This is a genomic window from Anaerotignum propionicum, from assembly GCF_024461735.1.
Lineage (GTDB): Bacteria > Bacillota > Clostridia > Lachnospirales > Anaerotignaceae > Chakrabartyella.
Window position 1 is genome coordinate 114,565 of record NZ_JANGAD010000005.1, and the last position, 20,037, is coordinate 134,601.

Genomic DNA, 20,037 nt, shown 5'->3' on the forward strand with positions numbered 1-20,037 from the left:
CAGGAGTGCGCTCTCTTTCCAAAATCATGTTTCATGTCGAAAAAATCATGTTTCATGCGAAGGACAGTTTTACAAATAGATATCTGATAGATTGAACGTGGAGAAATAAATGCTATTTCGTTCAATGAAAAGGAGGGAAAACTATGAAAAAGCAATTTATGGGCATATTGCTCACCTTATGCATGGTGCTTAGCTTAGTGCCGACAATGGCACTGGCGGCGGACTCGCCTTGTGTGTTTAATTCACTAACCGGCAAATATGAAATTGTTTCAAGCAAAGGTTTTTCAGGTATTCCGGCAGATACCTTTAAAGTTGGTGAAAGGTTCGAAAACATCAGGGCTACGATTGGGTACTTTTACAGTGGTGCAAACGAAGCTCATTTCGGGCACAACCCTAAATGGTGGCTAAACGGTATGCCACTGCAAGAAGGGTACAAATTTAACAAGGTGGGGTATTTCACGTTGACCTTACAATGTGAAATGACGGATTCGGAATACAACAGATGGAAAAAAGCCGCGGATAAAGCGGGGGTAAAATTTCCATCATCTAAAATCGCTGTTTGTTCCATGCGGGTTGGTGTATTACCAGATGTTGACTGGCAAAATATTCGCGAGTTCACCCTGGCTTCGCCAATGTCTCAGACAACCTATCGCCAAGGAGCAGATGCGTTTGACCCCACATCAATCATAGTCCGTGCTGGTATCGGTGCCTATGGCGGAGAACTGACCTACCAAAATCTAGATTGGGATGACCTTACTTACTATGCTGGGTCACGGGGAATGAAATATAAAGAGAACGGCGCGCAAATCACGAAGGGCTATCGCTTCTGGGTGCCGGGAGAGAAAGACCTGTGGGTAGTTGTTGGGAACAAGAGCATTGTCATTCCGTTTACAGTTACGCCATTTGTTTCTTCCGTTGAGGTGAGTGATGAACCTGATGGGGGTAGCTCGACCTTCTCCACAGGTGACTACTCCGTTAAAACTAAGTATAAGGACGGAACTTCAGAGGTACTCAGTGGCGACTGTCTCAACATTTCAGTCGGGGGTCAGAGAATGTATCAAGGCGGCGAATATGTAGTCCCTTCTGGCACCTCCACTGTTAAAATAAGCATGGGTGATTTTTCTGTTCAACGTAAAATGACTGCTTTGAAAAAAAGCGAATCTAAACCATCGCCGTCAACACCCCCAAACGACAACGCCACCATTATTGAATCCGGCGAATACTATATGAAAATCGGTGACAGATGGGTTTACCCTGATAATGGTTATGATTACTGGCTTACGCTATCAGAAAAAAAGCCCGATAAACCATTTAAGGTTACACTCGTCGGCGAAGATAAAGACCGTGGACCTGAATATACAATTGAGTATTGGGACCGTTATGTGGTCTGCAGTAATATGTGCGTATCGGATCTGCAATTGCACGCAGATATTAACAAGCTAACGTATAGAATCAATACCTATCCAGGATCTGGCTTTAGCACAATAAGGATTTACACAAGCCAAAGTTACCTTGTTAAAGGCACAGGGGGTGGAGTATTCGCTGAAGTCTCAAAGGGTTCTGCTCCCGACTTAGCCAAAATCGTATTCATAAAAAGCTGATACGCTTTCCGACGCACTTTCCTTCACACCAACTTCATCCGCTCCTGTCACCGCTGAGCAGACTAAAACTACCTTTATACTAAATGCACAGAGGTTCTTCCGGCTTACAGTATTGATAACAACAACTATGTCTAGCCCCCTTGATGTAGGCGCACTCCCAAATACACGCTTTGATGTGTTGGGAGAACGGCAAGGTGTTGATCGAGCCTGATGCGGCCCGTACACGGAGGACTAAGTGCGCAGCCCCCACGGAACAAAGCGCCCGCAAGATCATGTTTCATGTGGAAAAAAACATGTTTATACGGCGAAAGGTATTCTGTGGTAGGGTTTTGATAGAGTGAACCTATGAAAATTTGTCCAATACAATCAAATAGAAAACGGAGGATATATAAATGAAAAAATTTCTGATACTTATAATGGTACTTGCCATGACGCTGAGTCTTGTAGCCTGCGGAGGAAACAATGCTGCTCCCACTGCGGCTCCTTCCACCCCCGCACAAGTGGAGAAAACGGAATTTTCAGCAGAGCAACAAGCCCTTGCCGAGGATTTTATGAGCATGGCAGAATAATATGATGCAATTGCTGACAAGGTAAATGCAAGCCCTGAGCTTTTAGAGAATGAAGAGCTTGTCACTTCCATGAACGAGCTTGCTGATGAAATTATCAAGGCGGACGAATACTTTGCCAGCCCTGAAACCCTCACGCCTGAGATTATGGGCGCTCTGACAGTTGCCATCGAGGTAGGCCGTTCATTCATCGCTGAAGCCGGTGCGGCTTTAGAAGAGTTTGGTCAATGATATTCCTTGAACGCCACAAAATTAAAAGAAATGAAATGGAGGAATTTATAATGAAAAAATTACTGGTACTTATGATGGCTCTTGCCATGACACTGAGCCTTGCAGCCTGCGGAGGCGGCAAGACCGAAACCCCTGCATCAGCACCTGCACCCACCCCCGCCACTGCGGAACGAAAAGACAACGTAACCCCCGAGCAGGCAGCGGCAATTGCAGACATCATGGGGAAGATGGGTCCGCTGTACAACGAGGCGGCTGAAGCTGCCTCCAAAAATGGCTGGGATAAGGAAGAGACTGCGGTGCAAGAGCTGAACATGGTATATGCCATTATGGACTCCGCGAGGGTTGGACTTGAAGAAATTGACGGATACGGGGATACTAGCACAGAGGAGATCGACACCGTTGTAGCACAGTATCAGGTTGTTCTGGATGAAATGCCTAACTTAGTTGCCAAGTACAGCGAGCCCTACAGCAAATAATTATTGCTGTTGTATTAAATCTAAAAAAGTATTCTTGTGGCTCAGGCGGATGCGGAACACCAGTATCCGCTTTTGCAAAAAGGAGGACAGACTATGTTGCCAACTTTCATCACAATCGTCGTAATTATAATGGTCATTGTTCTATGGATTATCTCTACCCAGCGCAGACTGGTGGTGCTGGATGAGAATATCAGCAATGCAATGAGCCAGATTGGGGTGCAGCTTTCCAGCCGTTTTGATGCACTGACTGCCCTTTTGGATTTGACAAAGGGCTATGCCGTACACGAAAGCGAAACGCTGATTGAGACAATCAAATCAAGAAGAAGTGTTATTACGGCAAAATCCACACCGGATGATGTGATGCGTCAGGAAGGAATTATTGCTGAAGCACTTAGCAGTATTGCCATGGTAACGGAGCAGTACCCCGACCTGAAAGCCAACCAAAATTACATCAAAACCATTGACGCGGTGCAGACCTTTGAAAATATGGTTCGCACCAGCCGTCTGATCTACAACGACAGTGTAACTAAGCTGAATCGTGAAATTCGAATGTTTCCGGTTTCTATGGTCGGCGGGATGCTTGGGTTTGGGCAAAGAGAATATCTTGTGGAGCAGGTGGATAAGGCGGATATGCCAAGCATGAAATGAGGTCCCTGCGAAAAAAAGTATGGTCTGATTTTAAGATGAATCCTCATTTGAAGAAATTGCAAAAGCTGGCTGCCGTGCTCAGGACGGTGGCATTCTCCGGCGCAGCCGAGCAGTCTGTTGGTGTGAGTAGGGGCGTTACATACCGCCCTGGCTCCACCTGCTGACGCCATCGAGGAAATAAAAAAATATACGGTACTCATGGAGGACGGGCGTGATTTCCCGGCAGGAGTTTGAGGCAAAGAAAAAGCAACTCCTTTGGATTTGAAGAAAATCAACCTGTCTATGCGGAAGGGGGCATGACATGACTTACGCCTGCGAGGACTGCGGCTTTTTATTCTGCCGGGTGGGATCGATAAAGGAATGCCCTTTCTGCGAGAAACCCAATATTCGCCCCGCCACCGAGGAAGAAATCGGGATGTTGGAAAAACTTTTGGAACAAGGAAAACCAAGTTTAAAAATCAAGGAGGGAGAGACCTTATGAACAAACGACTACTAAGTATGTTTCTTGCGCTGTGCATGATGGTGTCCATGCTGCCGGTATCGGCAATGGCGGAAGAAAACCATACGACCATTGGCGGGAGCGGAGAAATTGTCAGCTTTGCACCGCTGACAGAAACCAAAAAAGCGGTATCACTCAGAACATCCATTGAAGATTTGGAATTGCCCGAAACGCTGACCGCCACAATGCGGACAGCCGTGCCTGCCGATGAAAATACCACACAGGATTCCGGCAGCCCGGAAACGGCAACTCCCACAACGACCGCCGAGCCCCAATGGGAAGAAACCACTCGAGATATTCCAGTGAGCTGGGATTCGCCCGGGTATGACATGGATATTGAGGGCGTTTATATCTTCACCCCGATGATAAAGGGTTATACCGTGACGGCCCCGCTGCCGGAGATTACCGTGACGGTGGGTGAACCCACACTTGGTGTGCGGGGAATCGAGCTGTTGTCCATTGAAGACACAGATGTTGCTGCAATTGACAGTACAGGCTACCCCTCCCTGCAAGCTGCGGTTGACGTGGTGACCGGGGGTCAGACCATCAAGCTGCTTGATGACATTACACTTTCGACTGTTGTCACCATCTCACACAATAACAGCTTCACCCTTGACCTGAATGGCAAAACGCTTGACGGCGGCCCTAACGCTGCCATCGCACACGAAGGCGAAGGTATACTGACCATCATTGACAGCGATGTTGATGGCATGGTGACAAGCCGAACAACCATAGGCACGATTCGTGTAGGAAATAACAGCACCTTGAACATTTTCGGCGGAACGGTAAGCGCGACAGGCAGTAGCGGTTATGGGATTTATAGTCATAAAGCAACCTTAAATATTTCCGACGGAACGGTAAGCGCGACAGGCAGTAGTAGTTATGCGATTTATAGCACTATTGAGTCCGCCCAATTGAACATATCGGGCGGCACGATAAGCGCCGTCAACGGTACTGCGATTTTCTTCCCAAGGACTACTATTCAAACCGGAACAACCGCCATTATTCAAGGTGGCACGAAAGTAATGGCGCATACGCCGACGTTGGTCAGCGGCGTGCAGGGGGCGGCAAGTAAAAATTACAACGGCTCGCCGACGACCGAGTATAAGGCGACGAATCTCGCATCCTACAAATACTTAAAGTTTGAGCCTGCCGCCGCTATCAGCTATGACGTTTGGGTGGGCAGCGTGCGGGTAACCGACGCCAACGCAAGCGATGTACTGGGCGACGGAAAGGTAAGCTATGCTCCCGCTGAGGGGTGGATGCCCCAAATCCTTACCCTGAACGGTGTGACGCTTGGTGCGGAGAGTCAGTATAGCTGGGAATCTACAAGCAACCTTGGCGTTACCTTCTATGCCGCCGTCTATGCAAAAGAGAGCCTGAGTCTTGTCTTGACTGGCAATAACATCCTGACAGGCGCTTCTCAAGATACTCGTAATGAAGAGAGCTATGGGCTGTATTGCGCCGGTGCCTTAACCGTCACAGGCAGCGGAAGCCTTGAAGCGACCGGCGCGGCAATGAGCCAATTTAACTGCTCTAGCTACGGTTTGTCTGTGAAAGGTGACCTAAGCATCACTGACGATGCAACGGTAACCGCACGCGGAGGAAATGTGGGCACTAGTAATAGCAGTAGTTTTGGCGTGTTATGCACTGGAGCCGGTGGTCTCATTATCGACAATGCGACGCTGACGGCTTCCGCCGGTAAGGGATATAACAGCTTTGGCTTACGGGTTAAAGAGGATATCAGCATCACCAACAGTGCTGTTATCGCCACCTCCGATGAGCCGTACAGTTCTAGCGAAGCTATGAGCACGGTTGCTGGCAATATTCGGATTTCCAGCGGAACGGTATCAGCCGTCGGCGACCGCCGAGCGATTACAGTCCCCAACGGCAAGAGTATTACAATCTCATCGGGCGCCGCAGTGACAGCACAGGGGATCCGAGGTCTCGCCATGAGTCAAGCCCCCAATCTGGACGCTTACGGCGGCGCGTATTACATCACGGCCAGCGAATCCTATCTTGGCAACGACCCGACACCCTATGATTCGGAGAAAATATCTACCTATCGTTATCTTGACATCGGGCAAAAAACCACAGCTCCCGTCGTCTCTTCGGTAACGGTGCCGAACAACGGAACTTATTTGCCCGGAAATTATTTGGACTTCACAGTAAATTTCCACGAAAATGTTCTCGTCACCGGCACGCCGTACATCTCGCTGATGATTGGTACAACGGTTAGACATGCAATGTATGTAAGCGGCCATGGCACATCGGCGCTGGTCTTTCGTTATACAGTGCAGGCGGGCGACAGCGACAGCAACGGTATTGCCGTCGGCCCGCTGGACCTCGACGGAGGCACCATCAAAGACGCCTCTGGAAATAATGCGGTTCTGACGCTCAATAGCATAGGCAGCACGGCCTATATACTGGTGCATACTCCGGTGGCTACCGTTATCACCGGCCATCCATCCCCTCAAACGGTGGACGCAGGGGAGGATACTGCCTTTTCAGTTGCGGCAACGGGAGAGGGTTTAACCTATCAGTGGCAGGTTGACAGCGGCTCCGGCTTTTCCAACATTTCGAACGGTGGAGTATACAGCAGCGCCACAAAGGCGAAGCTATTCATCACCGGGGCAACCGCAGGGATGAATGGCTATCAATACCGCGCCGTCGTAACAGGTGCATACCCGCCTGCCATTTACTCAACTCCAGCCATGCTAACAGTAAACGCCGCCCCTAACTACACCGTCACAGCGAATCCCACCAGCAAGAACTTCGGCTCCCTGGCAGTGGGCTACGATGCCCCGGCAGCACAGACTGTCACTATCACAAACACCGGAAACTCCAGTGTGACGCTGACCCAGCCGACCAGCACCAACTATACCATCGGGACACTCAGCAGCACCAAACTGGTGGCAAACGGCACGGCAACCTTTACCGTTGCACCGAAAGCTGGTCTTGCAGTGGGTAATTATAATGAGGCGCTGACCGTAAGCACCAACCAAAGCACTAAGGCTGCGGTGGAACTGAGCTTCTCTGTAACGACGGTTCCGAACTACACCGTCACCTTCAACCCGAATGGAGGCACAGTTAGTGAAGCTTCACGCTCGGTTGCATGTGGTACGGCGGTAGGAACGCTCCCAAAACCGATACCTTCCGGTAGTTATAGCTTTGTCGGCTGGTATACGGCGGCAAGCGGCGGAACTCAAATCTCCCCAAGCACAACTGTTAATGCAAATGTGATCTACTATGCCCATTGGACTTATATCGGCGGTGGTGGCTCTGGAAGTGGCGGGGGAAGCTCTTCTAAAGATAACAGCAGCACCGTCATCATTACCCTACCTACTGCCGATAAACCCACTGCCCCCACACAGGGTGAAATCAAAGTTCCAGCCATGGCAGACGGCCAAGGCAATGTTACAGTAAACATCACTGATAAAATCGTGACCCATGCCTTTGACAAAGCTTACACCGACGCAAAGAAAAGCGGTAACGAGCAAAACGGCATTGCAGTGGTTCTTAGAGCAGGCCAAGACAGTAGTACGGCATCTCATGTTACCATCAATCTGTCTAAAACTGCGCAGGATACCATTATTCAGAAAAAAATCGTCAACACCGTCGTGGTGGTAGATAACCCTAATATTAAAATTGGTATGAACCTAGCCACAGTGAAAGAAATCAACAAGCAGGCAAGCTCTGATGTTAACATTACTGCAACCCGTGCAGACAACGGCAAGCTGACGGAGGATGCCAAAAAGGTTATTGGTAGTCGCCCGGTATTTGATCTTAACGTAAACTACGGTAGCGGAAAACAGGTAGAAAATTTTGGTGATGGTAACGTTTTGGTGACTATCCCTTACACCCTTGGTGAAAATGAAAAGGCACAGAATGTTTGCGCTGTTTATGTGAATGTGAATGGCAGTGTAGAATGGCTCACCGACTCTATTTATGACAGCAGGGAAAAGGTATTGCGCTTCAGTACCAATCATTTTTCCACCTATGGCGTCGGCTATAAACAGCCTAGCACTGCATTCATGGATATTGAAGACCACTGGGCAAAAGAAAATATTGCGCTTGTAGTAGGCCGTGGATTGTTTAGTGGGACTTCAGACTATACTTTTAGCCCGAACATGACGATAACAAGAGGAATGTTTGTCACCGTACTGGGGAGGTTAGCAAATGTTGATGTGAGCAAACATAAGCAGAGCAGCTTCACTGATGTAAAAAGTAATGCTTACTACATGGGTTACATTGAATGGGCAAGGGAAAATAGTATCGTAAAGGGATATGAAAATGACGAATTTGCCCCAGATCAGTCCATTAGCCGTGAGCAGATGGCGGTTATTATGAGCAACTATGCTAAGACCATGAAGATTAATCTGCCACAGGTTCAAGCAGAAAACATCTTTGCTGATAGCCACAAAATAAGCGCTTATGCTAAAGATGCCGTGAAGCAGGGGCAGATATTGGGTATTCTCAGCGGTAAAAATGACAATCTCTTCGATCCTCAGGGAACGGCCACTCGTGCTGAGGTTTCAGCCGCTCTTTCTCGTTTTGTAAAGCTAATGGATTCGAGTGAAACCATGTAGGGGCTAAGCGTTGACGCACAATGATAGACCCGAATACCACGGAAATGTCTCCATCCTTTATGAAACTCTGCCTACCAAGGAAAAATGTGAAACACTTGTTATCATAGGTGGTAGCATGGCGATTGAGAAGAATACATAAGAAATCAGATGCAAGAGGACTTAACGGCAGACCAAATAACCCTAAAGAATACATTGACCCGTTTACGGTGAGCAAGTGAGAACAGGCAGGAAATAAACTGCTTTAGCAGTAGCCAGAGAATAAGAAATGGTTGGCAAACCGTTCAATGCATCTTTAGATGTAAGTCGGTAAAAGCCCCTTCTAGGGGCGCATATCAAACCACCAGCTGATCTGATGGTGATGATTTTGATAAGATTCATCTAGAAAAATTTGCCCAAAACATTGCCTATCATTTTTAAGATTGTATTGTAGAAATCACCATGCGCATAAACCGGCAAGGCAGCATGACTTTTTAAGCTGTAAGTCTTGTAGGATAGAATTTATCAACTAAATGCAGACAGAGCACCCACTTGAATTGTAGCGGGTGTTCTTTTTGTATGCAGATGGGGTCGTCACAATCTTATTTGCACACATTTAATTGCAGAAAAGAGTAATGTACGATTTAATTGAGGTTTTTTTCTCATGACTACCAGAGACTGACATAGGCAGACAATTCACTTAGAAGATGTGAAATAGGCAACGAAGGCATATAGGTTTAGGATATAAACTTCTATATTCATTGTATATTGGACGTATAGAAGAACCCGTGATATTCTTATAAAAAGATCAATGGGAGGAAAACATCAAGATGGATTTTACAATAAGTGCAGAATGCATCTGTGAAGGAGAATAGTAAAAGTGAAGGGTATCATACTTCAATTTGATTTGTTGGACTAGATTCGCTCGTTATCAGGATTTTGGAAAAGATGATATTAATCATTGGAAATTGATACAAAATTGTTTGATACTATCAGTATTATAAATATATTAGGAGGTGCAAGTAGTATGAAAAAAACAAATAATTGTTGGATGCAACTGATGTGTTTCCAAATGATGGAGATGGGTCAAATGTGTAATCAAATGAAGGAAACAGTACGAATGTGCTATCTTGTCATGTGTGAATCTAAACGATGTTTTGCTTATGAAAAATAATATTGTTTAGGAGTATTTTAAACATATCACACACCATATGGAAATCATAAGAAATTATAAAATAATGATTTGACACTATGCATAATGGCTGTTTCAATAAATGATTTTGTTTTATTAGGAACAGTTTTTTTATGCCTTTTTTATATCATTTTGAAGGAGTTCTTATATGGATAAAAATATATCAACAGAGATGAAAGCCGCATTTGAACAAATTGAGAAGATTCTGAAGCAAATTAAATTCGGTTCCATTACATTAGTTGTTCAGGATGGAAAAATCATTCAAGTAGAACGCTTTGAAAAAATAAGAATTAAGTAAAGTAAATTATAGTGTATAAACTAGCGTCGAAAAACCTGATGAGAGAAAAGAGGTAATTTATTATGAGTAAATTAAACGAGAGAAATGTAAAATTTGAAACAAAGCAGATTCATGTTGGGCAGGAAAGTGCAGACCCAACAACAGATGCTAGAGCAGTTCCCATTTATCAAACAACATCTTATGTGTTTCACAACAGTGAACATGCTGCCGCAAGATTTGGGTTGAGAGATGCGGGAAATATCTATGGAAGATTGACAAACCCAACTCAAGGTATTTTTGAGGAAAGAATTGCAGCCTTAGAAGGGGGTATTGCGGCATTGGCAGTAGCATCAGGAGCAGCCGCCATAAGCTATGCCATCCAGAATCTTGCCCAAAACGGTGACAATATTGTCTCCGCAAAGACAATTTACGGTGGTACCTTTAACTTATTGGCTCACACACTTCCTCAGTATGGAATTACTACAACCTTTGTTGACGCAAATAATCTGGATGAGGTTGAAAACGCAATTCAGGAAAATACAAAGGCAGTTTTTATTGAGACCCTTGGTAATCCAAACTCAAATGTAGTAGATATTGAAGCAATTGCAAAAATTGCGCACAACCATAAAATTCCCCTTGTGATTGATAATACCTTTGGAACACCCTACTTAATCAGACCCATTGAATATGGTGCAGATATTGTGGTTCATTCAGCAACGAAGTTTATCGGTGGACATGGAACGGCAATAGGCGGTGTAATTGTAGATAGCGGTAAATTTGATTGGGAAGCATCAGGTAAGTTTGCTTCCCTTACAGAACCCAATCCAAGCTATCATGGAATTAGCTTTATTCAGGCAGCGGGACCAGCAGCATTTGTGACAAAAATCAGGGCGATTTTGCTCAGAGATACAGGCGCAGCATTGTCGCCTTTCCATGCATTCCTTTTCTTGCAAGGCCTTGAAACATTATCCTTAAGGGTTGATAGGCATATTGAGAATACCCTAAAAGTCGTTGACTTTTTATCAAAACATCCTCAGGTTGAAAAGGTTAATCATCCATCCCTAAAGGATGCGCCAACCTACGACCTTTACAACAAGTATTTTCCTACGGGAGGAGGCTCGATCTTTACGTTTGAAATAAAAGGTGGGGAGGAAGAAGCTAAGGAATTTATTGATCATCTACAAATATTTTCTTTGCTGGCAAATGTTGCCGATGTGAAATCTCTTGTTATACATCCTGCATCAACAACACACTCTCAGTTAACACAGGATGAGCTGCTTGACCAAGGAATCAAGCCGAATACAATCAGATTATCCATTGGAATTGAGCATATAGATGACATCGTTTTTGATTTGGAGGAGGCATTTAAAGCACTGAATAACTAAATAAATTTGGTTGACTAAAAAAATTAGAGGCCACTAAACTTTGCATTGCAGGGTTTAGTGGCTTTTGAATTACAAAGGCTTTTTTGGAGCATTGGATAAGAACAAAAATGGAGGTTTATAAATTGACCGGCATATTAAGAGTAGAGATCTTAGTTGAATTCTATAAAGGTTTTGGAAATTGTGAATGGAGAAAAGCAATTTCCCTTTTGGGAGGGAAGAGATGATAGTTAAAGTTGCAGTTGCAAGCACAGATGGAAAAGTGGTGAACGAACATTTTGGAAGGTCCAGAAACTTTCATATTTTTGAGGTTGAAGGAGGCGGTTATAAGTATCTGGAAACGAGAGGCGTGGAGCCTTGCTGCACCCAAGAAGGTCATACCAATCAAGCGTTTGATAAGGTGATAGAAAGAATTAAGGATTGTGGGGCTATTGTTGTATCAAAAATTGGGGACGGTGCAAGTTTTTATATGGAAGAAAAGGGGTTTACAATTATTGAGGCACCCTATTTTATAGATGCAGTTATTAAAAAGATGATTCAGGATCATTTATTGGAATGGGAAAGAGAGGAGAAGGATGGGAATTTCTTATAACGAATTAACACTTAGGCATCCGTGCTTTGCCAAAGAGAAAAAAGGCGAAACGGGAAGGATTCACCTCCCAATAAGTCCTGGCTGCAACATAGAATGCAAATTTTGTGACAGGCAAATCAATGATTTTGAAAAACGTCCCGGTGTTACATCAAAGGTGATATCTCCAGAGGAAGCAATTGATGTCATAAGAAGATCTCTTGCATTATGTCAGGTGATTACCGTAGCCGGCATTGCCGGACCGGGGGACACGCTTGCAACACCCTACGCACTGGAAACATTTCGTTTGATTAAGAAAGAATTTCCTGAGCTTATCAAGTGTATGAGTACCAACGGATTGCTTCTTGTTGAAAAGGCTGATGAAATCATCGAAGTTGGCATAGATTCCTTAACGGTGACAGTCAATGCGGTGAACCCTGAAATTGAAGCTCTGCTCAATGGAGGTATTACATATCATGGGAAACATTATTTGGGTGTGAAAGGGGCAGAAATTTTAATAAAAAATCAGTTGGAAGGCATAAAAAAGGTTTCATCGGCAGGAATTACGGTTAAGGTAAACACGGTTTTGGTGCCCAGCATTAATGAGAATCATATTGAGGAAATTGCAAGAACAGTTCATGAGGCTGGCGCAAGCATTTATAATATTATTCCACTGATACCACAGCACGAATTGGCAGATTGTAGTGCACCAACCTGTGCCCAAATTGACAGCACAAGACAGCTGGCAGAGAAACATATTGACGTATTTCGGCACTGTCAGCGATGTAGAGCGGATGCCATTGGGGTTCCCGGAGGCGAGGACTTTGGAGAAAAAATATACTTAAAAAGGATGCTGCAAAAAGATACATTTTCCCATGGATGATAAATATATGAAAGGTTTTGAAGAATTCCTGTTTCCGCTTACAGATGGCTTGTAGCAGGAAGTAGAAATTGCAAGGGTGCTTGCTGAGGGTGTTTCTATTCTTTTAATGGATGAAGTATTTAGTGGGTTGAGGTAAAAACCAGAAAGCATAGCAGGTAATTCGATTGGAGAAAAAGCCATGAAAGAAAACAGTGGTTTTTGTGACCATAATATTGACAAAGAAGTGTCCTATCAAGACGGTTGATTATGATGACGTAGAACAAGGTGTGTGTTTGTAAAGTATTTAAAAGTATTCCCAGACAAGGAAATCAGGAAGTATTGATGAAATCAAGGAATATTAAGTTTTAGAAAGGAACGTATGTCTGGGTGCATGAAATCTTAGAATGGGAAGGAGATTCGTATGGCTAGAAAAAAAATTAATTTGAATCTGGCAAGTGTAGACAACCGAGAGATGCGTTTGGGTTCCATTATCTCATGGGACGGCAGTGCTAGTGAGTTGGTTGAAGCATCAAAGTATGAAATCAGAGGCCAGAAAAAAACTGAAGGAGGGGGATGCGCAGGTGGGAGAAGCACAGGCTGTAAGCTTTGTGAATTAAATATGCCATTTAATCAGCAGACAATGTGCAGCCATTCCATTGTGGGCTGTCAGGTGGGAAATATCCCCGATTGTATTTTGATTGAGCATTCACCCATTGGGTGTTCGGCGATACACCCAAGATTTAACCTGGGATTTCGGATTGGCCTTATGAGGCGAGGAAAAGAAGCAGAAAACATTCAAATTTTCAGCACAAATTTGTTGGAGCGAGACATGGTGTTTGGAGCAAGCGATAAGCTGCGTCAAACAATTCGTGATGCATGGGAAAGGTTTCATCCAAAGGCTATTTTTATTTCTATGTCATGCTCCACTGCCATTATTGGTGAGGACATTGAAAGCATTGCCGCAGAAATCGAGGAAGAGATTGGAGTTACTGTTATTCCATTGTTTTGTGAGGGCTTTCGAAGCAAGCACTGGAGTACGGGGTTTGATATTTCTCAGCACGGCGTTGTACGGCAAATTGTCAACAAAAATCCCAAAAAGCAAGAGGATTTAATTAATATTGTGGCTTTATGGGGAACCGATTATTTTACCGAGATGCTGAAACCTCTGGGATTAAGAGTGAATTATCTAATTGACATGGCAAGCTATGATGAGCTGGCACAGGCATCAGAGGCGGCGGCGACGGCAACCTTCTGTCACACTCTTGGTTCTTACATGGCAACGGCATTGGAGGATGAATATGGCGTTCCTCAAGTTGATGCGCCACAGCCCTATGGCTTTTCTGGAACGGATGAATGGTTGAGGGCAATAGCCAAAATTATGGGTAAAGAGGATATTGTGGAAGATTACATTGCAAGGGAGCACACAAGAGTGCTACCAAAAGTAGAGGAGTTGAGGGAAAAGCTAAAAGGAATCAAGGGCTTTGTAGCCACCGGCTCCTCCTATGCCCATGGCATGATTTCCGTTATCAGAGAATTGGGAATAGAGGTTGATGGCTCCATTGTATTTCATCACGATCCTGTTTATGATAGCGGTACTACAAATCAAAATACGTTAAAGCATTTGGTGGAAAATTACGGAGAGATTGACCATTTTACAGTAAGCAAAACACAGCAATTCCAGTTTTACGGTTTATTAAAGAGGGTAAATCCCGATTTTATAATAATCAGACATAATGGTTTGGCACCTCTGGCTGCAAAAATCGGAATCCCTGCTTTTGCTATGGGAGATGAACATTTCCCTGTGGGTTATGATGGAATTGTTAGAGTTGGAGAGGCACTGATTGAAATTCTTGCTCGTAAAAAATTTAATCAAGTTTTACAAAGACATGTAAAGCTTCCATATACGGATTGGTGGCTTAGCCAGAAGGATCCATTTATTTTGGCAAAACAGCCTGAAATTTTAGACGATCCAGTTGATATGGGGGAGGACAAAGCGGCAATTTAAGAGAAAAACAACGCCGTAAAGGTATTTATTTATAAAACGGATCGAAAGGGAGTAGGATATGGCAGAGTCGAAAAAAAATAAAAAAAGCAACTCCATTGTGCATCCAAGATACGGGTGTGCCATTGGTGCGGTAAATACGGTGGCGGCGATTCCCAGAGGAATACCCATTGGGAATTGCGGCCCTGGATGTGCGGATAAGCAATATTTTATGATTTCCTTTGAAAATGGCTTTCAAGGTGCCGGTTATAGTGGTGGAGGGGCTTTGCCCAGCTCCAACCTTGGGGAAAACGAAATTGTATTCGGCGGGCATAATAAGCTAGATGATTTAATTAAGTCTTCCCTAAAAATAATGGATGGTGATCTGTTTGTTGTGTTAACAGGATGTACGGGAGAGCTGATTGGGGATGACATTGGCTCCATTGTAAGAAGATATCAAGATGAAGGATACCCTGTGGTTTATGCGGATACAGCAGGGTTTAAAGGCAATAACCTCATTGGTCATGAAATAGTGGTGAAGGCAATTATCGATCAATTTGTGGGTGACTTTAATGGAGAAAAGCAAAAGGGGTTGATTAACCTTTGGTTTGAAATTCCCTACTTCCATACAAATTGGCGGGGTGATTATATTGAATTAAAAAGAGTACTGGAAGGTGCTGGCTTCTGTGTAAATGTGCTGTTTGGTTCAGAATCTAAGGGGATAGAGGAATGGAAATCCATACCAAAGGCTCAATTTAACCTTGTGGTTTCTCCTTGGGTTGGGATAGAGACGGTGGAATATTTACAAGGGAAATATAATCAGCCCTTTTTACATATTCCTGTAATCCCTATAGGCGAGGAGCAAACAACTGAGTTTGTCAGAAAGGTAGTTGCTTTCGCAGGGATTGATAATAAACAGGCAGAGGCATTTATTAAGATTGAATCAGAAAGGTACTATTACTTTCTGGAACATTTTTCGGAGTTTTTCTCGGAGTATTGGTTTGGGCTTCCAGCCAGATTTACTACCGTGGGGGATGCGGCTTACAACCTTGCAATTACAAAATTTTTAACTGATCAGGTTGGGTTAATTCCTGTAAAACAGATTATTACCGATAATACACCGGATAAATTTAGAGAAAAAATTAGAGCGTTATACCGAAACATTTCGGAGGATGTCTCTTTAGAAGTTGATTTCATTGAGGATGGTTATTTAATAGAGCAGGAAGTGAAGAATGCGGATTATGGTTCCAGCGTTCCCTTGGTTTTAGCCTCCTCGTGGGAAGCGGATGTGGTGAAGGCGTTGAACGGTTTGCTTGTTCCCATTGGCACGCCGATTACCTCAGAGGTGGTTCTAAATAGAAGCTATATCGGGTATCATGGTGCGCTGACACTGCTGGAACGAGTTTACACGGCAACAGTCAAATAAAAGATATTCATTTGGAAGGAAGCGATAAAATGGCAAAAGGATTAAGACAAATTGCAATATACGGCAAAGGCGGAATCGGAAAATCCACAACCACACAAAATCTTACCGCAGGCCTTGCGGAGGCAGGGAAAAAGGTCATGATTGTTGGATGTGACCCAAAAGCCGATTCTACCAGATTATTATTAGGGGGGCTTGCGCAGAAGACCGTTTTGGATACCTTAAGGACAGAGGGGGAGGACATAAGTCTTGACCAAATTCTAAAGGAAGGTTTTCATGGGATTGAATGTGTGGAATCCGGTGGACCTGAGCCCGGGGTCGGCTGTGCCGGACGTGGTATTATTACCTCTATTGGACTTTTGGAAAGTCTAGGTGCCTATACAGAGGATCTGGATTATGTATTTTATGATGTACTGGGGGATGTTGTGTGCGGAGGATTTGCCATGCCCATTCGTGAGGGCAAAGCAAGAGAAATTTATATTGTGGCTAGTGGAGAAATGATGGCATTATACGCAGCCAATAACATTGCAAAAGGCATTCAAAGATATGCAAAGCAAGGTGAGGTCAGGCTTGGAGGCATTATTTGCAATAGTAGAAATGTGGATAGAGAAATTGAATTACTAAAGGCATTTGCAAAAGAATTGGGTACACAGCTGATTCATTTTGTCCCTAGAAATAATATTGTGCAAAGAGCTGAAATTCGCAGGAAAACGGTAATTGAGTATAAGTCAGATGCAGATCAGGCGGATGAATACAGAAATTTGGCAAGAAAAATTGAGGAAAACAAACTGTTTGTTATACCCAAACCCATGACACAGGAAAGGCTTGAAGAGATTCTTCTAGAATACGGTCTGATGGATTTAGCTGGAGATTATGAGATATAGTGTGATTGCAGTAAGAAATGGAAATGGTTCTAACGCAAATAATCATGTAGGAAGCAATGTATCGATAGTGCACATGGCCCAGAAAGTGGAATCGCAGGCTGATCCGACAATAGAATTATTCCATTTGTTTGGACTAAGAGTTACTCGGGTAAAAATTGAGCAAAAATATGGCGGTTTTTGCTCCTTTAAAATAAAATCCAATTATATAATTTTTGGTTTCTGTTTCTACTGATGATACAGACCAAGGTACATATATGTATCAATATGAAGACGGTCTTATAGCAGAAATTCAACTTAAAGAATCTACTGATGGTAATGTTAGGTTGAAAATTGTTGAAGGTAATAAAACTGTTACTAGATTATCCCTGTTGCTGTGAATTTGAAAGAGAAATTCTCAAGTGAATAATCTTTCTTCCAAATTGATTTAATGTTAAGAATGTAGTCTGAAAATCCAACAGAAGCAATCTATCAGAAAGAATGAGAGAAGAAGCTGCAGGGTAAGTTGGGCTTGCTTTTCATCCGCTTTTCTATGGATGGTGGCATGGGTCATTTTGCAGACCCTTGTCTATTGAAACCATACGGATATTCGTATATAATATATTGTATATTTTTATATACACATGGAGGTGAAGTAGTTGAGCAGTTTGCAGGGATATATCTCAGCGCGGGAAGCGTCATCTAAATGGGGCGTATCAGAACGGCGCGTACATCAATACTGCCAAGCTGGGCGCATTTTGGGGGTTTCCCGTTTTGGGCGCTCATGGGCCATTCCTGCCGATTCCCAAAAGCCTTCTGACCCACGAAAAGAACAAACCGGAAGGAAGTGACCGCTATGCTGCGCATTGCTATCTGTGACGACCAGGCGAGAGAGCTGGATATCATCACCGAATACATAAAAGAATACCTCAATGCCCATTCAGAGGAAGCGGAGATTCAAGAATTTTCACACCCGGATCATTTGCTGACCGCTATTGAAACTGAGAGTTTTCATATTTACATTCTGGATATTGTAATGCCCATGGTCAGCGGACTGGAGTTGGGGCAGAGCATCCGCCGTATCAGCCGGGAGGCACAGATCGTCTACATCACCACCGAGCCAGGCTATGCACTGGACGCCTATGCAGTCAATCCGCTGCATTATCTAATTAAACCTGTAGAAAAGCCTGCGCTGTTTTCCGCACTGGAGTTGGCTTTTTCCAAGGTGGATTACGGCAGGGGAATTACCGTTACTGTGAAAATCAAGGAGGGTCTTCGCACCTTGCCCGCAGATCAAATTGCCTGCTGCGAGTATAAAAACCACACTGTACGCTATACGCTTATCAATGGTGAACAGGTGGAAACGACCACGCTTGCCTGCGGTTTTGCTGAGCATATCACTCCCCTCCTGCGCGATGCGCGCTTTCTGTCACCTCATGTTTCCTTTGCGCTCAATATGAGCCGTGTGGAAAAGCTAACGCGAGAGGGTTTTTATTTACGAGATGGGGGATTTGTGCCTGTTTCCGCCAGACAGTATGCCGCCGTGCGCAATGCTTATTTGAACTACCGCTTGTGCAGGGAGGAGAAATGATGGACATCTTTTTCGCAAACCTTTTGCGGGGTATCGTATCCGCCGCCATGAACGTGGTGCTTCTGATTTCCCTCCTGCAGCCGAAATACAGCCGAAAAGTAACAAATCTCGTTATGTTTACAATCCTTACCTTAAATTTATCCACAGCGATTTTTTGCTATAGCATCGGCAACCTCACCTTACTTGCTAAGATTGATGTAATCTTGTTTGCACTGCTGTGTTTTGCAGCACGGCCTTTTTTTCGTGACAGCTTCATGCAGTGGCTGTTCTCTTACATCACTGTAATAAACGTAAGCTTTATTGTGACGATACTCAGCTTTATTTTTTCAAGATATTTACCTTACCCTGCATATGCAAACACTGTATTGCGGCTTTTTCTTTTTGTAGTCGTTATTCTGCTGTTCCGCAAGGTTCTGCGGCCACTCTACCTCCAAGTGGCGGAACATTGGGCGGTGTTTTTCTATGTGGCAGGCAGCGCTTTCTTGGCCTTTTCGTGGTTCATGTTCAACAGCGATAATATCGTACAGACCCTTACCATCCAAACCGTGCCGCTGCTTTGGCTCATCCTTGTAACTTTGGCGGCGTATGCATCGGTTTTTTACGGTCTCAAAAGCGTGGGCGCAGAATACCGCCTAAAGCAGGATAAGGCCTTGTTAGAGCTGTCCAGCGAGACAATGAAGCAGCGACTTTCTCTTATGGAGGAAGCGGTAGGGCAAATGCGCGTTGTGCAGCACGATCAGCGTCACCTGAACGCCACACTTTTGGAGCTGATGCAAAAGGGCGATGTGGAAAATGCCGCCGCTCTGATTCGCCGCCACATTGCCGCTTTACCGCAAAAGCCGGTGCGTTATTGTGATAATATTACGGTAAACGCTGCCGTAAGCTACTACGCTGCCTTGGCCGAGGGGCGGAGAATCCGTTGTGATCTTAGGCTGGATATCCCTGAAAAGCTGCCTTTTTCTGAGCTGGCTCTCGCTATGGTGCTATCCAACCTGATGGAAAATGCCATACACGCCTGTGAGAAACTCGATCCCCAAGAGGAGCGCTTTCTTTGCGTCCGCACCATCTACACGGGCCAGCTTATTTTGGAGGTAGAAAATCCTTATTCCGGCCAGGTATTGCTGGATGAAAACGGTTATCCCCTGGCTCAGGAGGAGGGGCATGGCTGGGGAGGGGAGAGCGTCCGCGCTTTTGCACGGGAAAATGGCGGTGAGCTTCTCTATCGGGCGGAGAACGGTATTTTTAATGTGCGGCTGCTGATCTAAGCACAGACTGGTTCCTTTGTCAAGAGAAAATTTGGGGTTATTCTCAAACA

General features: G+C 44.5%; 17 protein-coding genes. All 17 read left to right on the plus strand.

Translation table 11 applies throughout. The annotated features are described in order from the left end of the window. Window positions 1-143 precede the first annotated feature (143 nt). The 17 genes from NE558_RS08330 to NE558_RS08415 all read left to right on the plus strand — a co-directional run bounded on the left by NE558_RS08330 (window position 144) and on the right by NE558_RS08415 (window position 19,987). Entirely contained in the window at window positions 144-1,601 is a 1,458-nt protein-coding gene (locus NE558_RS08330) for a hypothetical protein (protein ID WP_256149555.1), read from the plus strand. A gap of 392 nt (window positions 1,602-1,993) precedes the next feature. Next, on the plus strand, window positions 1,994-2,170 hold the full coding sequence (locus tag NE558_RS08335) for a hypothetical protein (protein WP_256149556.1): 177 nt from the start codon (window positions 1,994-1,996) through the stop codon (window positions 2,168-2,170). Between the two features lie 69 nt (window positions 2,171-2,239). After that, window positions 2,240-2,398 (plus strand): hypothetical protein, encoded by a 159-nt coding sequence (locus NE558_RS08340; protein WP_256149557.1) that lies wholly within the window; start codon window positions 2,240-2,242, stop codon window positions 2,396-2,398. Beyond that, the gene (locus NE558_RS08345) at window positions 2,395-2,874 is read left to right on the plus strand and encodes a lipoprotein (protein ID WP_256149558.1); all 480 of its coding nucleotides are present in this window, start codon (window positions 2,395-2,397) and stop codon (window positions 2,872-2,874) included. The genes NE558_RS08340 and NE558_RS08345 overlap by 4 nt, the downstream gene beginning before the upstream one ends. 93 nt (window positions 2,875-2,967) lie before the next feature. After that, the gene (locus tag NE558_RS08350; protein ID WP_256149559.1) at window positions 2,968-3,522 is read left to right on the plus strand and encodes a LemA family protein; all 555 of its coding nucleotides are present in this window, start codon (window positions 2,968-2,970) and stop codon (window positions 3,520-3,522) included. A 301-nt stretch (window positions 3,523-3,823) separates the two neighbouring features. Continuing rightward, the gene (locus tag NE558_RS08355) at window positions 3,824-4,003 is read left to right on the plus strand and encodes a hypothetical protein (RefSeq protein ID WP_256149560.1); all 180 of its coding nucleotides are present in this window, start codon (window positions 3,824-3,826) and stop codon (window positions 4,001-4,003) included. Continuing rightward, window positions 4,000-8,610 (plus strand): S-layer homology domain-containing protein, encoded by a 4,611-nt coding sequence (locus NE558_RS08360; RefSeq protein ID WP_256149561.1) that lies wholly within the window; start codon window positions 4,000-4,002, stop codon window positions 8,608-8,610. The genes NE558_RS08355 and NE558_RS08360 overlap by 4 nt, the downstream gene beginning before the upstream one ends. A gap of 10 nt (window positions 8,611-8,620) precedes the next feature. Next, window positions 8,621-8,749 (plus strand): hypothetical protein, encoded by a 129-nt coding sequence (locus NE558_RS08365; RefSeq protein ID WP_256149562.1) that lies wholly within the window; start codon window positions 8,621-8,623, stop codon window positions 8,747-8,749. Window positions 8,750-9,926: 1,177 nt separating this feature from the next. Next, window positions 9,927-10,076, plus strand: coding sequence for a YezD family protein (locus NE558_RS08370; protein ID WP_256149563.1), 150 nt, complete (start codon window positions 9,927-9,929; stop codon window positions 10,074-10,076). 62 nt (window positions 10,077-10,138) lie between these two features. Continuing rightward, a complete protein-coding gene (locus tag NE558_RS08375; protein WP_256149564.1) occupies window positions 10,139-11,440 on the plus strand; it encodes an O-acetylhomoserine aminocarboxypropyltransferase/cysteine synthase family protein in 1,302 nt (433 codons plus the stop codon). Window positions 11,441-11,660: 220 nt separating this feature from the next. Next, on the plus strand, window positions 11,661-12,029 hold the full coding sequence (locus tag NE558_RS08380; RefSeq protein WP_256149565.1) for a NifB/NifX family molybdenum-iron cluster-binding protein: 369 nt from the start codon (window positions 11,661-11,663) through the stop codon (window positions 12,027-12,029). After that, window positions 12,013-12,888: a radical SAM protein gene (locus NE558_RS08385; RefSeq protein WP_256149566.1), complete on the plus strand. Its 876-nt coding sequence runs from the start codon at window positions 12,013-12,015 to the stop codon at window positions 12,886-12,888. Before NE558_RS08380 ends, NE558_RS08385 begins: the two co-directional genes overlap by 17 nt. Window positions 12,889-13,288: 400 nt before the next feature. Further along, window positions 13,289-14,872 carry a nitrogenase component 1 gene (locus NE558_RS08390; RefSeq protein ID WP_256149567.1) on the plus strand — a complete coding sequence of 528 codons (1,584 nt, stop codon included), beginning with the start codon at window positions 13,289-13,291 and terminating at the stop codon, window positions 14,870-14,872. A 58-nt stretch (window positions 14,873-14,930) separates the two neighbouring features. After that, window positions 14,931-16,274, plus strand: a complete 1,344-nt coding sequence (locus NE558_RS08395; RefSeq protein WP_256149568.1) for a nitrogenase component 1 — start codon at window positions 14,931-14,933, stop codon at window positions 16,272-16,274. Window positions 16,275-16,303: 29 nt separating this feature from the next. Next, on the plus strand, window positions 16,304-17,155 hold the full coding sequence (gene nifH / locus NE558_RS08400) for a nitrogenase iron protein (protein WP_256149569.1): 852 nt from the start codon (window positions 16,304-16,306) through the stop codon (window positions 17,153-17,155). Between the two features lie 832 nt (window positions 17,156-17,987). Further along, entirely contained in the window at window positions 17,988-18,722 is a 735-nt protein-coding gene (locus tag NE558_RS08410; RefSeq protein WP_256149570.1) for a LytR/AlgR family response regulator transcription factor, read from the plus strand. Continuing rightward, window positions 18,719-19,987: a sensor histidine kinase gene (locus tag NE558_RS08415; protein WP_256149572.1), complete on the plus strand. Its 1,269-nt coding sequence runs from the start codon at window positions 18,719-18,721 to the stop codon at window positions 19,985-19,987. The genes NE558_RS08410 and NE558_RS08415 overlap by 4 nt, the downstream gene beginning before the upstream one ends. The last annotated feature ends 50 nt before the right edge of the window (window positions 19,988-20,037 follow it).